Source organism: Ravibacter arvi, assembly GCF_039540405.1.
GTDB lineage: Bacteria > Bacteroidota > Bacteroidia > Cytophagales > Spirosomataceae > Ravibacter > Ravibacter arvi.
This window is the reverse complement of the sequence record NZ_BAABEY010000018.1, coordinates 317076-333046: the sequence shown is the minus strand read 5'-3', so window position 1 is coordinate 333046 and position 15971 is coordinate 317076. Positions and strand designations below refer to the sequence as shown.

The following is a 15971-nucleotide window of genomic DNA, read 5'->3' as shown; positions in this document are numbered from 1 at the left end:
AGTCCGCGAGCTGCGCTCCTATCTGCCGGGGAGCAAATATTGATTTTCATTAATAAAATACTCCGCAATTTTCCTGCGCAGGTTTTTCAGGTTGACCGGATCTGCTTTGGTAAATCTTTTGAGCCCCATCAACATCACCCTGAGCTCGTCGGTTTCCGCGAAGGAGGTAATTGCGCTCTTTCCCGATTTGCCTACCCGTTCGACGGCCTCGTAAATATAAAGCCGGGCCATATCGCGCTGGATCTGTACGGCATCGGCGCCTAGTTTTCCCGTCAATTTTTCAACGCGGAGCAACACCGATTCCGCTACATACACTTCGATGCCCATGTCCGCAATATCCATAATGACCTCCTGTTCATCTGACAACGACGCCATGAACTTCTGAACGGCTGCCCCGGATACCATCAGGACGGCCTTTTTGAGATTCCTGATTATCTTTTTCTCCGCCGCAAAAAGCCCTTCCTCTTCTTCTGCACCAAAGTTCGGGATCGATAAAATTTCCTTGGACACCGCCAGGGCCGGCCCCATCAGGTCGAGCTGGCCTTTCATTGCGCGCTTAAGCAGCATGTCAACCGTCAATAAACGATTGATTTCGTTGGTACCCTCGAAAATACGGTTGATCCGACTGTCCCGGTAGGCACGGTCCATGGGCGCGTCCGCGCTATACCCCATTCCCCCGTAAATCTGAACCCCTTCGTCCGCCACATAGTCAAGCACTTCAGAACCATGCACTTTCATGACCGCACATTCGATGGCAAATTCTTCAAGGGCTTTCAGCTTGGCCTCCGCATCCGGCACGCCCGACGCTTTCAAGGTTTCTATAAGGTTATCGATGTCCTGTCCGGCCCTGTAGGCGGCCGATTCCGACGCGAAAATACGGGCAGCCATTTCGGCAATTTTGTATTTGATGGCCCCGAATGAAGCGATCGACACCCCGAATTGTTTTCTTTCGTTGGCATAGCCGATGGCTTCGTCAAGTACTTTTTTGGCGCCGCCCAAAGCCGCCGCGGCCAGTTTGATCCGGCCGATATTGAGAATATTCACGGCAATCTTGAAGCCGTTGCCCCGCTCGGAAAGCAGGTTTTCTACGGGAACATGGCAGTCGTTAAAGAATATCTGGCGGGTATCTGAGCCTTTGATCCCCATTTTATGCTCGGGCTCATTCATGGTGATACCACCGAAGGTTTTTTCCACGATAAAAGCCGAAAGATTTTTATCGGGCTTCCCGTTTTCGTCTGCTATTTTGGCAAAAACAATGAACAGATCGGCGAAACCACCGTTGGTAATCCACATTTTTTGCCCGTTGATAACATAGTGCCCGCCGTCTGCGCTCAATACGGCCCTCGTCTTGCCGGAGTTGGCATCAGAGCCGGAATCCGGCTCGGTAAGGCAGTAGGCAGACTTCCATTCGCCGGATGCCAACCTGGGGAGGTATTTGCTTTTTTGCGCCTCATTACCATAATATACAATGGGCAATGTCCCGATACCGGTATGAGCAGAAAGCGCCACCGAAAAAGAATGGCCGGCGCCGGTACGCTCGGTCACCAGCATGGACGTATTGAAACTCATTCCAAAACCGCCATATTCTTCCGGAACCGCTATGCCCAGCAAACCGAGCTCACCTGCCTTGTCCATTAAAGCGGTTATGAGCTCCGGGCTTTTGGCACTGTCGAGTTCATCGAGGCGCGGCCATATTTCTGCTTTCAAAAAATCAGTGCAGGTTTGAGCAATCATTAATTGTTCTTCGGAGAACTCCTCGGGAATAAAAACTTCCGAAGCCTCCGATTCCCTGATGATGAATTCGCCACCGCGTATGGCCTTTTGGGTTACCTGTTCACTAGCCATTTCTTGAAGTTTGTGATTTTGTGATTATTCGCTTATCCAACCGGATTACGCTGCGATTCAAAATTAACAACTATCAAGATATTATGCAAGCATACTATTTAAACAAAATAAAGTCCCTACTCCCTACCCGGAGGGAGTTTGCAACGATCTATTTCTTGACGACGCGCAGCTGCTTCCTGACGATACCATCCTGGGAAGCATGTACCAGGTAAAGCCCGCTGGAAAGGCCCAGTTCGGTAAAATTGATCTGATAAAGATTACCGGTGCGCTTGATAAACCGGTCCGGCACACTTACCCTTTGCCCGGTAGCCAGCACGATCGCGAACTGGTAGGATTCGTTCGGGTCATTGCTGGTTTTCACGTTAAGTATATCCTGGAAGGGAACAGGGTACGAGGTCCATTCCGGCATGTCGCCCGTCAGGTTTGTACCCGAACCCCTGGAGATGAAAAAGTAAGTTGAAGTAATGTACAGGAGGGAATCGTCCCAGGTATAGGCCTCCCCCATGAGGTCATAACGCCCGATGGAGGGAGCAAAGCCATTCTTTCCCTGGTAAAGGGTGTAGGGGTGCTTCCTGGTCCTGGATTCATAGGCATAAGGCCCGCGCAATTTCATACGAACCCGGTCGAACGGGTAGTTCCCATCGATACCGATATTGAGAAACGCCGGGATCGAATCGACATGGAAAACCTGGCCCTCTTCGATCAACCCTACGATTTCCGGGTCGATCACATCACCGGCAGACTGAAGGGTAAAACGGAGCGAGGCCTCCTCCACACGCAGAACGACCGGGGCGTCTACAAAAGACCCGTTATTATCAAACGCCCTGACAAAGAACTTATATTCGCCATTTCCCGGCGGCATTCCCGCTACCGTTCCAAAGGTCAGCGATAACCAGGTGGGGTGCGCATGCAGCATCATGTGGGTAACGTAACCATCGGTATCCGTGAAAGTTTCTGCCGGGATATCAAATCGGAAATACTTATTTTCAGGACTGAACAGCGTAGGAATCGGTTTGGTAACCTTGGGCGCCGTATTGAAGAAATTCTTATCGAGCACTCTGATAAGAAGATAGGTTTCCACGAACGCGTTCTGGTTATCAAAAGCTTTGAGCGTGACCTGGTACTCGCCCAAAGCGGTAGGCTTACCGGTAAACCGGTTCCCCGAAAACCGGAGCCACGAAGGCAGGTCAAAGGCTTCTATTTTCGAAATACTCCCGTCGGCGTCGGCAAACATTGCCGACGGCAACTCGTACACGTAATTTTCGTTGATGCGTGCTACCAGGTCAGAAAAATTGATCTGCAGCGTGGGTGGGATATTGGTATTGTCAGTAGGATCAATCCGCAGCGTGAGGTAAGCGGAAAATGCACCACCTTCATCATCAATACCCCTCACTTCAAGACGCGTATCGCCGAGCGTTGACCCTGTTCCTTTGAGTGTTTCACCGTCGAAACTCAGCCACGAAGGCAGGTTGGGCATTTCAATCTTCTCGATCCGTCCGTCCATATCGCCGAAGTGGTCTTTCGGGATTGTAACCGAAAATGGCTTCCCGATTGCCTTGATCTGCATCGGGATAGGCGTCTTAAGAAAAGGAAGGCGGTTGCTCGCCACTGCCCAATAAGACGGCACGAACATGTCGTCTTCTATCTTTACTTTAATTGGCCTGGTCACGCCGGGCGTTTTGTCCGCATACATCTTATATGCGCCATACACCAGGTCTAACATGCTTTTGGCATCGATCGTCCGGATCAGGCTGTATGAAATGCTGTCCAGGTCTACGATATTCTCTTTGGGGCGGGTTTTCCAGGTAGCAGCAGCCTGCCTGACCGGGCCCTGAATGCGGGCAAAAACGTTCTCGAGCGACACTACAAAGCCCACGAAATCGGCGCCATGCTCAAAACACTCATTTACCTGGCGGGTAATCAGGTCCGGGGTTGCGTCACTATTGATAAAAACCTCGTTGCCGAGAAATGCGCCTTTGGGCATCCCTCCTCTCAGGACATCCATCGTAAACCGGTGGTCCCAATACAAAACATTATTTATTTTAATCCCGTCTGTTTTTTCACTGAGATTCGGGAAGGCGATGGTCGCCCTGAGGCCGCTGAGTTCATCCAGCACCGACCCGAAATCAGAAATGTAGCGCATGGTAGGCGAAACTGATTTTACTGCGGCAACCAGCGTTTCGATATACTTTTTCAGCTGTTCATGCCTGAACCGGTACCAGTCTTTTCCATAGCGCTGTTTAAAACTCTCCCGCGGATCCCAGGGAACTATATAGGGATTGGCTTCTTCGAACGACTTGAAAGTCATCCCCCAGGCATAGTTCAGGCGCTCTATTTTCTTATAGTGACCTTTGAGCCATTCTTTGTATTGGGCAACGGTTTCATCCGAATTATCAAACACGGTCAGGTAAATATCCGGAGTTTCGGTGTCCGGCTCAAAGTTCTCGTAGGGAAACCCCGACTCCTGCTCCGGCGTGTTGGAGGTAGCGATAAAAAGTAGCTTTCCCTGGTCGTGAACCCATTTATAACGTTCGGCCACTTGCCTGACAAAATCAGCTGCGAGGGCGGCTGACGGCAGGTGGTTGTAGCGAAAGGTGGTTGCCGTGAACGATCCCATGTGCGAAATTTTCTTGTGATCTTTCAGACCATCCTTCTCCCAATCCCAAAAACCTTTCAGCTTTCCTTTCGGCCGGGTAAGGTGAATCCGCAGCGCGACGTACATCCCCTGGTTAACTATCGTTCTGATCTGCTCGTCAAACTGGGACCAGTCGGCTTTATCCGGTGAATCCACATATACCTTGTCCCAGTGTATGGTCAGGTAGACCGAATTCAAACCATACTCATGGGCCATTTGAATAAGCCGGCGCTCCGGACCGCCGTCAGGGCTGAGATTAAGCAGCATTAACCCTACATAGCGCTGTCGCGAAGGCGTCTGCGCGCCGGCGGTCGCCAGGTAAAGGCTAAAAACGCAAGCGAGACACACTGCGACCCATCCGGTCCTGATCCTGAATTTGTTAAGTAGCATAGTCATGAGCATTCACTTTCTCGAATAACCCCTATAGCATGACAGAGGCCCGGCGGTCCCCGTTATTAATTGAAAAATCCGGCCTCCCAGATACCGGTTTCGGCTTCCGCCGGCAGGGAATTACTTTTTTAAAAGCGCCTCCATCAAGGTCGTGGCTACAAGACCATTTCCTTTTTCATTGAGGTGTACGCGGTCTGTTGTGAGAATGTTTCGGTCGCGGTTTTCGGGGTTATTTTCCTTCAGGTAGTCGACAAATACTTTCCGAAGGTCGCAAAGCTCGACTTTTTCGGTTTCAGCCAGTTGTCTCACCAGGTTAGCATACTGGTTGAGGTCGCCGTCCTGCTGGTTGGAAAAATCATTCTTCTCTCCGATTACCGACGGTGTACATAAGATAATCCTCGCGCCCTGCGCCTTCAGTTTTTTGATAATGGCCTGGTAAAATTTCACGTACTTTTCAGGATCCGTACCGGTTCCGTGCGACGATTTGTGCCAGACATCATTTATCCCCACATAAACAAACACGACATCAGGTTTCTTAGACAATACGTCGTCTTCCAGCCGGAGGTAGAGATCATACACTTTATTGCCTCCGATCCCGGCTCCGATCAACTCGTATTGCTCACCCAATCCTTTTTGTTTCAGTGCTCGCGCCATTTGGGTAATATAACCGGTCTCTTCAACGCCGGCCCGCGTAATTGAATCGCCAAAAAACACGACGCGTACCGGTTTTGCAGTGCTGAAAGCGAAAAACAAACCGGAAACCAGGACCAGGAGTTTAATGCGGAAAAAAAGTTTCATTTGAATGGAAATGGGGTTTGGGTATGAGGTGTGAGGTGTGAGGTGTGAGGTTGGTCGCCTGAAGCTCACGCCTCCTTTTTATGATGTCCCTTTTGTTTATTGCCGCTGCGATGCCGGTTAAATCGCTTTGCCGGCGCGGACGATTTCCGGTTAGGTTGATAATCGGGTGCAGCACCCAGGTGTTCGGGCAGTGGTATCTTGGCCACTTCCCGGCCCATCAGGCTCTCGATACCGGCAAACTTCCTCGACGACTGGTCATTGATAAAAGTAATGGCCGTCCCGGTCCTTTCTGCGCGAGCCGTTCTCCCGATGCGGTGAATATAGTCTTCAGGGTCCGGCGGAATGTCATAATTCACTACCAGCCCGATGCCGTCCACGTCAATCCCGCGTGACAGGATATCCGTACCAACCAGGATCTTCAACTCTTTGTTCTTGAATCTCAGCATAATTTCCTCCCGTTCCTTCTGGTCAAGGTCCGAATGGAATGACTTCACTGAAACGCCCAGGCGGTGGAGCTCTTTTTCCAATACCTTGGTACTCTGCTTGGTGGAGCAGAAGATGATAATACTGTTGTAGTCGCCGTTTTCGAGAATATGCCTGAGCAGGCCAACTTTCTGGCTGTCATACACCATGTACGCCTGCTGAAGAACGCCTTCCGCCGGCTTCGAAATCGCTACGTTCACCTCTTTCGGGTCTTTGAGGATCATGCGGGCCAGCTTCCTGATTTTCGGTGGCATGGTAGCCGAGAAAAGCAGGGTCTGTCTCGAAGCAGGAAGGGTATTGATGATTTTTACAATATCCTCGAAAAAACCCATATCCAGCATCCTGTCGGCTTCATCGAGAATAAGATGCTCCAGCTTATCAAACTTGATCTCGCCCGAGGCCAGCATGGCCAACAGTCGTCCGGGAGTAGCAATCACAATGTCGGCACCCATCCGAAGGGCCTTCCGCTGTTGGTCCCAGTCCTGGCCGGAACCACCGCCATAGACCGCAATAGAGCTCACTTGTATGAAATACCCCAGCGCTTCCACCTGCTGGTCGATCTGGATGGCCAGTTCGCGGGTGGGCGCAATGACGAGCGTATTTAAATGCCTGTTTTCCGAAGTGATGAGTCTGTTCAACACGGGAAGCAGGTAGGCTGCTGTTTTCCCGGTACCGGTTTGCGCACAGGCAATGAGGTCTTTTCCTTCGAGAATAATCGGAATTGCCAACTCCTGAATCGGGGTTAATGACTTGTAACCCATCGATTGCATACCTTCCAGCAATCCTTCGTTAAATGCTAAATCTTGTATCTGCATGGTGTTTGAAAAACCAATATTACGAACACGGCCCAAGTATGACAACTAAAACAGCAGAAAGGCGTGAAATAATACCGTTTTTCCCTCGCTTCGCCGCTCTGCCGGGCCGTCGCCCCCCGTCCTCCTGCCCGGCCGCGGGCAATGAAAATTTTCTGTCCGGCCCCGCCGCATGCGTAGTTCTTTCAGTTTCAGCGGCAAACCAGCAGGCACCGGTTGCGGCGTTCAATATTTTAAACGTTTCTAAATTATTTCCAGTAGTCCTTTAGAGATGTAAATGTGGTATTAATTATGCTTTTTAGCAGTAAATTTTCAAAAGGCTGTGATTTTGCCGATTCAGCAGTAAGGCGATTCAACTTTCACATAAACAAAGAATGAGTTTTCAAATCAAGCAAAAAGCTGCTCAGTACGACGTAGCGATAGTAGGATCAGGCGCCGGCGGTGGAATGGCCGCTTATCAATTGTCAAAAGCGGGGGCAAAAGTAGTGTTGCTGGAAGCCGGCGGTTATTTCGACCCGGCCGATCCTCAGTACATCACGCAGCTGAAATGGCCGTGGGAATCTCCGCGGCGCGGCGCCAGTACAACGCGTGCTTTCGGTGATTTCGATGCGGCGTGGGGTGGCTGGGAGATTGACGGCGAGCCGTATACCCGTAAAAACGGTACGCAGTTCGAATGGTTCAGATCCCGGATGCTGGGTGGCCGGACCAACCACTGGGGGCGTATTTCCCTGCGTTTCGGTCCTAATGACTTCAAACGAAAAAGCCTTGACGGCCTGGGAGAAGACTGGCCGATCTCTTATAATGACGTAAAACCGTATTACGACCAGGTAGACAAGCTGATCGGGGTATTCGGCACGGTAGAAAACATGCCGAATGAGCCGGACGGAATTTTCCTCCGCCCGCCCAAACCCCGTCTGCACGAGCTCATGATCGCAGAAGCAGGTAAGAAAGCCAACGTGCCGGTAATCCCGTCGCGCCTCTCTATCCTGACCGAACCCATCAATAACGAACGCGGGGTTTGTTTCTATTGCCGCCAGTGTAACAGGGCCTGCCAGGCGTATGCCGACTTTTCGTCGTCTTCGGTACTGGTAATCCCGGCGCTGAAAACAGGTAATGTGACGCTCATCAACAACGCTATGGTGCGCGAGGTAGTCACCGATCAGCAAACCGGGCTTGCAACGGGGGTTTCTTATGTGGATACCCAAACGATGAGCGAACAGACGGTCAACGCAAAAATTGTGATACTCGCTGCGAGTGCCTGCGAAACCTCCCGTATTCTTCTGAACTCCAAGTCGACACGGAATCCGAACGGCCTTGCCAACTCAAGCGGCGTGGTAGGCAAATACCTGCACGATTCAACCGGCGCTTCGAGAGGCGCGTTTTTACCTCACCTGATGGATCGCAAACGGTACAATGAGGATGGTGTAGGTGGAATGCACGTGTACACCCCCTGGTGGCTCGATAACAAAAAACTGGATTTCCCGAGGGGCTACCACATCGAGTACGGCGGAGGTATGAACATGCCTTCGTACGGCTATGGTTTCGGTATCGAAGGAATGAACGGAAAATACCCGACCAAAGACGGGGTTAAACGGAAAGCCGGGGGTTACGGCGCTTCGCTGAAAGAAGATTTCAGGAGGTTCTACGGCGCTAACGTAGGTTTTGCGGGGCGCGGAGAGGCCGTTGCCGTAGCGGAAAACTATTGTGAAATTGACCCCAATGTAGTAGATAAATACGGCATTCCGGTTTTGCGCTTCCAATACAAATGGAGCGACTACGAACGCTTGCAGGCCAAACACATGCATGAAACATTCGAGGAGATGATCCACGCTATGGGCGGCGTCCCGCTGGGAACCAAACCCGGTCCGGAAAACGACTATGGTCTTGCGCTCCCCGGACAAATTATCCATGAGGTAGGAACGGCGAGAATGGGCAATGACCCCAAATCATCGGCGGTTAACAAATATGCTCAGGCCCATGATACCAAAAACGTTTTTGTTGCTGATGGCGCGTCATTCGTTTCACAGGCGGATAAAAACCCGACGTGGACAATCCTGGCGCTATCCTGGAGAACGTCTGACTTTATCATGGATCAGGTCAAGAAGAAACAGCTTTAAGACCGGAGATTTAACCCAAGCATTGACCCTATTAAGCATCTGATCGAATGAAACGCAGAGATAGTTTAAAAGCAATCACTTTCACCTCCCTCGGCATTGCAGGGCTGAACCCGCAGCAGGCATTGGCGGAGCAGCGGAACGCTGACCTGCAGACACCGGTTGACGAGGATATTAAGATCCCCGGCGGTCGGCAGAAGGAAGAGGCCATCCGGGACGCGAGATTGCAAAAAGAGAAGTTTTTTGATACTCACGAGCTCGCTACGATTAAAGTTCTGGCCGATATTATTATCCCGGCCGACGGTACTTCGGGCAGCGCGTCCGACGCAGGTGTCACCGAATTTATAGAATTCATTGTGAAGGATATGCCGCAGCACCAGCTTCCCATGCGCGGGGGATTGCGCTGGCTTGACCGGGAATCTGTTTCCCGCTTCAATAAGAAATTCGTGGAGATCAGCGCCGACCAGCGTATCAAAATTGTTGACGACATCGCCTACCCGGAGGAAGTTAAACCGCGGTTCACACAAGGAGCTGCCTTCTTCAGCCTGATGCGCAACCTCACCGCCACCGGGTTTTATACCAGTGAAATCGGGATAAAAGACATCGGTTTTGTCGGAAATACACCGAACGTCTGGACCGGCGTGCCCGATGACGTCCTGAAGCAATACGGCTTTAAGAAAAATGACATCAGGTAACCGGCGCCGGTAGGGCGGTCACGAAAATACAACAGGCACAGCCTGCTGGTTTTGCAACTCCGACAAAGGCGGCAAAATCAGCAGGCTGTTGTTTGTTACAACGGTATCAATTGCCGGGAGAGTTTTATTTCCTGTAATGGTATAAACTTACGGCAGAAATCAGTCAAACTAAACCCGATACAACTCATGCTGGCAGCTCGCATCCTCTTTTTCTGCCTGTTTAACCTAACGGCAATGGCGCAAACCGTCCTTTTCCGCTCCGACCGGGACGGTTACAGCAGCTACCGCATCCCCGCCCTCATTGCCACCCAAAAAGGTACACTTCTTGCTTTCTGCGAAGGACGGAAAGATGGCGCCGGCGATGCCGGAAATATTGATATTGTATTGAAACGCTCTACTGATAGCGGCAAAAGCTGGAGCGGCCAGACGGTAATCTGGGACGACGGGCCCAATACCTGCGGCAACCCCTGCCCGGTGATAGACGAGAAAACCGGCACGATCTGGCTGCTCCTCACCCACAACCGGGGCGATGATGACGAAGGAGATATTATCAAAAAGACAGCGAAAGGCTCCCGAACGGTCTGGGTATCAGCAAGCCACGACGATGGCGTGACCTGGTCCAAACCGGTCGACATTACCGCAACCACCAAAAAACAGGAATGGGGCTGGTACGCAACGGGCCCGGGCGTAGGGATCCAGATCAAGCACGGCCCGCATAAGGGTCGTCTTGTAATTCCATGCGACTTCAGCTATGACGATCCGGAGGGGAATGTCCGGGGCGGCCCCTATGAATACGGATCGCATGCCATCTATAGCGACGACCACGGAAAGACCTGGCAGCTCGGCGGTCTCATAACGCCCAAGGTCAACGAATGCCAGGTGGCAGAGCTTGCCGATGGCAACGGGTCGCTGCTGATGAACATGCGCTCGTATTTCGGTCGCGGCCTCCGAACGCATTCCATTAGCCGTGACGGTGGCCTGAGCTGGACTTCACCGGCCGATGCCCCGACGCTTGTGGAGCCTGTTTGCCAGGCGTCATTGCTGCGTTACTCCTGGCCCGACAGTCGTGACCGTTCCGGCATCCTGCTGTTCCTCAACCCCGCCAGCAACCGACAGCGGCACAATATGACGCTCCGGGCGAGCTATGACGACGGTAAAACCTGGCCGGTAGCCCAAACGCTGCACACCGGCCCGTCTGCCTATTCCAGCCTGGCGGTACTTCCGGATCGGAATATTGCAGCCCTGTATGAGGCAGGCGAAAAAAGTCCTATTGAAACGATCCGATTTGAAATCATACCTGCCGTTGCAGTCAGAAAATAAATATTTTGTCCTTAACAAAGATTTATTTTAAAAATAGAGAGTATTGGTAAGCCTGTTTTGCGTCCTTATGCCGGATTTAATAAAAGGACGCCTACCCTATGGACGACTACAGGCAGTATAAAGCTGAACAACTGGCTGCTGATGCCTCATTCCGCCGCTGGAAGCTCGATCAGAATAAAGCGGATGCTTTGTTATGGGAAAGCTGGCTTCTTCAACATCCGGACAAGCTGCCGGAGGTCGAAAAGGCAGAACGCCTGCTGGAAACCGTATTCAATAGCTATGACGCTCCCGACACGGAGGAAATCAGGGCCCGGATGCGCGTCATTGCCTCCAGACTTAGCGATGAAGCACCAATCGAAGAAAAGGAGCACTCCCCCCGGTCTCTCTGGCGAAAGCTCGCGACAATAGCTGCTGCGGTCTTACTGGTGGGAGGAACCTGGTGGTACCTCGATACAAAACCGGTGGCACAGGTGAATGACGAAAATCACTTTCAATCCACTGCATCAGAGCGTTACTTGACGAAAACGAACGCTTCGGGACGAAAAAAACTGGTCTTACTTCCCGACGGAAGTACAGTACTCATGATGCCGAACAGCACGCTTCGTTACCCCGAATCATTTTCGGGAGACACCCGCGACGTTCGGTTTTCCGGGGAGGCGTTTTTTGAGATCACGCGAAACCCGGAGCAACCTTTCTTTGTCTACACCGAAAAATTTATCACCAAGGTACTCGGAACCAGCTTCACCATTCGATCGTACGAGGGCGAAGAAGCCAGCGTGACAGTTAAAACGGGCAGCGTTTCGGTTTTTCGCGCCTCCGGCGAAGAGACCAGGACCAGTCATGACGAACAAGCCGTTGTGCTTACGCCGAACGAACGGCTGACTTTCGCGGCAAAAGAGGAATTGGTGGTCCGGAAAATACCGAAAGAGCGTATCAACGCTTCGATCGGGTCCCGTCAAACCGGCCTGGAATTTACAAGAACCGCCATCAGTGAAGTGTTTTCTGCTCTGGAATCGGTTTACCAGGTATCGATACGCTTTGATTCGACAAGCATGAAGAATTGCTTTTTGACGGCCTCTCTCGAAAATGAGCCGTTTTTCAAAAAACTGGACCTGATTTGTCGCACGATAGATGCGCGGTATCAGGTAAATTCCGACGGAGACATCCTGGTTTTCGGCCACGGCTGCGACTAGAATCCATATTTAAAGACCGCGTGTCGCGCGTATACACGACAAAGTGACTTACTAACCTGAAATGCCTATGTAAAAGCACCGAGACCGCCAAAAATCCGGCGATGCGTCAACATCACCGGACACGAATTGTCCCCATCATTTATTTCTGCCAGGAAACCCGCCGTTCAGCGGTGGAGGGGAAATTTTTGCCGAATGCTAAACCGACAAAAATCAAATTTATGTCAAACCGAGAAATTATTCAAAAAGGGATTTTAAAAATCACGCATATCAGCCTGTACCAGGTTTTGATTCTGTTTCTATTTGCGTCGTTTGCCGTAGCGGGTTCCGCAGGGGCACAGCGACAAATACTGGAACAACGCGTCTCGGTCCGCCTCTCATCCGAAACCATCGAATCAGCCCTGAAGAAGCTTGAGCGGACCGCCAACATCCGCTTCATGTACAACCCGGTTATTTTCCCGGCCAAAACCGAACTCAGCCTCACTGCCCGGAACGAGCCTCTCGGCACACTCCTCACAAGGCTGCTTATGCCCTACGAAATTGACTACGAAGTCAGCGATCAGCACATTATCCTGAAACGGTCACGCTCAAAACCGATCCCGAAAGAAAGAAAAACCGGCTCAGCTGACCGTACCATCCGCGGCAGGGTATCTGATGAAAGCGGCGGTCAACTGCCAGGCGTCAGTATCGTGGTCAAAGGTACGCAACGCGGTACCGTCACCGGATCGGACGGCGGCTATGAGCTCATTGTTCCCGATACCGCCACCGTGCTGATCTTTTCTTTCGTAGGATTCCTGATGCAGGAAATCCGGATCGACAACCGTTCCAGCCTGGATGTAACTATGATAACCGACCAGAAGTCGCTGGAGGAGCTGGTCGTGGTCGGTTATGGTTCCCAGCGCAAAAAAGACATTACGGCGGCTGTATCGGTCATCAATGTGAAGGATATCGGCGGCGTTCCGCCCTCCAATTTTACACGCCTGCTCCAGGGGCAGGCCGCCGGGGTGGTGGCAACGCAGCGCAGCGGCACCCCCGGGGAGCCTTTCACGGTAAGGGTCAGGGGGGTGAGTTCACTCGGCGCGGGCAGCGACCCCCTCTACGTTATTGATGGTTTCCCCGTCGGCACCTCTATCGGGCAGAACGTCAACCCGCATGACATAGAAAGTATTTCCGTCCTCAAGGACGCTGCCGCAACGGCCATTTACGGAGCGCGCGGCTCCAACGGTGTTATCCTCATCACCACCAAAACCGGCAAAGAAGGCAAAGCAGCACTTAGCCTTTCGGTGGATTACGGCGTTCAGAACCTGCCGGATTCCAGGAAAGTGAAGGTCCTCACCGGACCCGAATTCGCTCAGTTCAAGTATGAGGTTTTCTCGGACCGCTTCCTGTTTGACAAAGGGCGGCTCCCCGAACCCAACGAGATCCCGGAAGGGATCAGGCATCCCGAACAGGTCACCCACACGACCAACTGGTACGACGCTATCCTGAATTCGAATGCTCCCTATACCGATGTCAACCTCAATATGACCGCAGGCGCGGGACCGCTGAAGTCCATGCTGTCCGTAGGGTACTACAAGGAAGCAGGCGCGCTGATCGCGACCAATTACGACCGCCTTTCGGTCAGGAGCAACCTGCAGGGTACCGTCAATAAATTCATTACGATGGGGATCAACCTGAACGGTTCCTACGTTAAGACGAATTACGCCAGTACCAATGGCCGTGATGCGATCGCCGGCTCCTCCCTGCTCCTGGACCCGCGCGAACCGATGTACGACGACAAGGGAGTGCTCCGGCCCTATATTATCGGGAAAGATGGTGTCTTTGCTTATCCAAACCCCGTTTTTGCACTGCAAAACATAGACAGGAACACCGGCATAGCCGAATTGCTGGGCAATGGTTTCATCGAGCTTTCGCTCGCCAAGGGGCTTAAATTCCGTTCGTCTGTCAACACCCGGCTCAAATACGACCGCAACAGCCAGTTCGTTCCGTCCACTATAGGCGTCTCACTCGCTTCGGGCAGTGCCGGGGCGCCGCCCCGGATCGCAAATGCGAGTGAATCCAATACCCAGCTTGCCAACGTTTCTACCGATCAGCTGCTTACCTACTTCAAGGAATTCGAAGGCGGGCACCAGGTCGACCTCATGGCCGGCGTAAGCGCGCAGAAAGAAAAAGTAAAAGCACTGTTCGGGAACGGCAGCGATTTCCCGGACGACCTTGTCCCCTACCTTGGCGTGGCGGCCATACGCTCGGCCGGGTCGCTGGAATACGACTGGAGCATCCTGGCCTATCTCGCCCGGGCCAACTATTCGTATAAAGACAAATACCTGCTGTCGGCCACTTTCCGCCGCGAAGGCAGCTCGCGTTTCGGCTCCAATACCAAATTCGGGAATTTCCCGGCTATTTCGGCGGGCTGGAGAATTTCCGACGAGCCGTTCATGCCCAAAACCAACTGGCTGACCGATCTCAAACTCAGGGGGAGCTGGGGCGTGACCGGTAATAACGACATCGGTAACTACACGCACCTTGCGTTCATGAGACCCGAAAACTACATTATCAACAACACCATCGCTCCCGGAAAGGTCGTCGAATCCTTTGCAAACGCCGACCTCAAGTGGGAAACCTCCAACAAGCTCGATATCGGGCTGGACCTGGCGCTGTTTGACAACCAACTAGTACTCACCGCTGAATGGTACAAGCAGATTACCCGAGACATGCTCTTCAGCATTCCCGTACCTTCGGCATCCGGCTTCACGTCAGTCTGGACCAATCTTGGAAGGGTGGAAAACAAGGGCGTGGAACTGGCCGCCAATTACCGGGTCAAGATCGGCGGCGTCAACCTGAGAACGAATGCCAATATTACCTTCAACCGCAGCAAGATACTTGAGCTCAGGGGCGAGGACACCACGCCGATCTGGTCGGGTTCCTTCTACGGCGGGCAGCACGTGCAGAAAATCGGGCGTCCGATCGGCATGTTGTACGGGTATCGTAAGCTTGGCATCTTCAATACGAAGGCCGAAATCGAGGCATCTCCGCTGCAGGACGGCGCCATACCAGGAAGTATGAAATTCTGGGATGCCGACGGCAACGGCGAAGTTACCTACGACACGCAGGACATGGTAGAAATCGGCAACCCGAACCCGGACTTTACCTGGGCATGGACGGTGGCTGCGGACTACAAAAGGTTCGATCTTAACTTTATGTTTACCGGCGCGCAAAACTACGAAATGTACCGTGCCATAGAAGCGTCCACTATGAACATGGACGGAGTTTTCAACGTGCTCGACAAGGCGAAAGACCGCTGGCGCTCGCCGGAAAACCCCGGTTCGAACCCCGGCCATAAAAATTCGCAGGGAGGCACAAACTTCTGGAAATGGGGCCGCGAAAGCAGCGACCGGTATATTTACGACGCGAGCCACGCGTGGCTGAAAAATGTTACGCTGGGGTATACCCTAGCTTCGCGCAACACGATCTTCAGGGACGCACGGATTTTCTTCAGTGTTACCAACCTGTTCCTGATTACCAAATACCCCGGCAATAACCCCGAGGCCAACCAGCGTAATGAACGCACCGAAATGGGTTTCGACGACGAATCGTACCCGGTCCCGCGTACCATGGCCGGCGGTATCCGTATCAACTTTTAACCGAGAAAAAAGACATGAAATAGCCATGAGCTTTGAGGTATTAGCTAC

The 15971-nt window shown here is 52.3% G+C and carries 9 protein-coding genes; 5 read left to right on the top strand and 4 right to left on the bottom strand.

Features of this window, described 5'->3' with window-relative positions; translation table 11 throughout:
* Nucleotides 1-18: 18 nt before the first annotated feature.
* The 4 genes from ABD852_RS09885 to ABD852_RS09870 form a co-directional block, all read right to left on the bottom strand.
* On the bottom strand, nt 19-1845 hold the full coding sequence (locus ABD852_RS09885) for an acyl-CoA dehydrogenase family protein (protein WP_345028296.1): 1827 nt from the start codon (nt 1843-1845) through the stop codon (nt 19-21).
* A gap of 148 nt (nt 1846-1993) precedes the next feature.
* Nucleotides 1994-4870 (bottom strand): putative Ig domain-containing protein, encoded by a 2877-nt coding sequence (locus tag ABD852_RS09880; RefSeq protein ID WP_345028295.1) that lies wholly within the window; start codon nt 4868-4870, stop codon nt 1994-1996.
* A gap of 120 nt (nt 4871-4990) precedes the next feature.
* On the bottom strand, nt 4991-5668 hold the full coding sequence (locus tag ABD852_RS09875) for an SGNH/GDSL hydrolase family protein (RefSeq protein ID WP_345028294.1): 678 nt from the start codon (nt 5666-5668) through the stop codon (nt 4991-4993).
* A gap of 65 nt (nt 5669-5733) precedes the next feature.
* Nucleotides 5734-6966: a DEAD/DEAH box helicase gene (locus tag ABD852_RS09870; RefSeq protein WP_345028291.1), complete on the bottom strand. Its 1233-nt coding sequence runs from the start codon at nt 6964-6966 to the stop codon at nt 5734-5736.
* 371 nt (nt 6967-7337) lie between these two features.
* Between ABD852_RS09870 and ABD852_RS09865 the strand changes: the two genes are divergently transcribed.
* The 5 genes from ABD852_RS09865 (at nt 7338) to ABD852_RS09845 (ending at nt 15923) form a co-directional block, all read left to right on the top strand.
* Nucleotides 7338-9080 (top strand): GMC family oxidoreductase, encoded by a 1743-nt coding sequence (locus tag ABD852_RS09865; protein WP_345028288.1) that lies wholly within the window; start codon nt 7338-7340, stop codon nt 9078-9080.
* Between the two features lie 47 nt (nt 9081-9127).
* Entirely contained in the window at nt 9128-9772 is a 645-nt protein-coding gene (locus ABD852_RS09860; protein ID WP_345028287.1) for a gluconate 2-dehydrogenase subunit 3 family protein, read from the top strand.
* Between the two features lie 186 nt (nt 9773-9958).
* Nucleotides 9959-11092, top strand: a complete 1134-nt coding sequence (locus ABD852_RS09855; RefSeq protein WP_345028284.1) for a sialidase family protein — start codon at nt 9959-9961, stop codon at nt 11090-11092.
* Between the two features lie 98 nt (nt 11093-11190).
* The gene (locus tag ABD852_RS09850; protein WP_345028280.1) at nt 11191-12285 is read left to right on the top strand and encodes a FecR family protein; all 1095 of its coding nucleotides are present in this window, start codon (nt 11191-11193) and stop codon (nt 12283-12285) included.
* Between the two features lie 218 nt (nt 12286-12503).
* Nucleotides 12504-15923, top strand: coding sequence for a SusC/RagA family TonB-linked outer membrane protein (locus tag ABD852_RS09845; protein WP_345028277.1), 3420 nt, complete (start codon nt 12504-12506; stop codon nt 15921-15923).
* Nucleotides 15924-15971: the final 48 nt, after the last annotated feature.

Coding starts and splice junctions, on each gene's coding strand:
- ABD852_RS09850 (WP_345028280.1), top strand. CDS start 11,191: ATGGACGACTACAGGCAGTATAAAGCTGAACAACTGGCTGCTGATGCC.
- ABD852_RS09865 (WP_345028288.1), top strand. CDS start 7,338: ATGAGTTTTCAAATCAAGCAAAAAGCTGCTCAGTACGACGTAGCGATA.
- ABD852_RS09860 (WP_345028287.1), top strand. CDS start 9,128: ATGAAACGCAGAGATAGTTTAAAAGCAATCACTTTCACCTCCCTCGGC.
- ABD852_RS09855 (WP_345028284.1), top strand. CDS start 9,959: ATGCTGGCAGCTCGCATCCTCTTTTTCTGCCTGTTTAACCTAACGGCA.
- ABD852_RS09880 (WP_345028295.1), bottom strand. CDS start 4,870: ATGCTACTTAACAAATTCAGGATCAGGACCGGATGGGTCGCAGTGTGT.
- ABD852_RS09870 (WP_345028291.1), bottom strand. CDS start 6,966: ATGCAGATACAAGATTTAGCATTTAACGAAGGATTGCTGGAAGGTATG.
- ABD852_RS09885 (WP_345028296.1), bottom strand. CDS start 1,845: ATGGCTAGTGAACAGGTAACCCAAAAGGCCATACGCGGTGGCGAATTC.
- ABD852_RS09875 (WP_345028294.1), bottom strand. CDS start 5,668: ATGAAACTTTTTTTCCGCATTAAACTCCTGGTCCTGGTTTCCGGTTTG.
- ABD852_RS09845 (WP_345028277.1), top strand. CDS start 12,504: ATGTCAAACCGAGAAATTATTCAAAAAGGGATTTTAAAAATCACGCAT.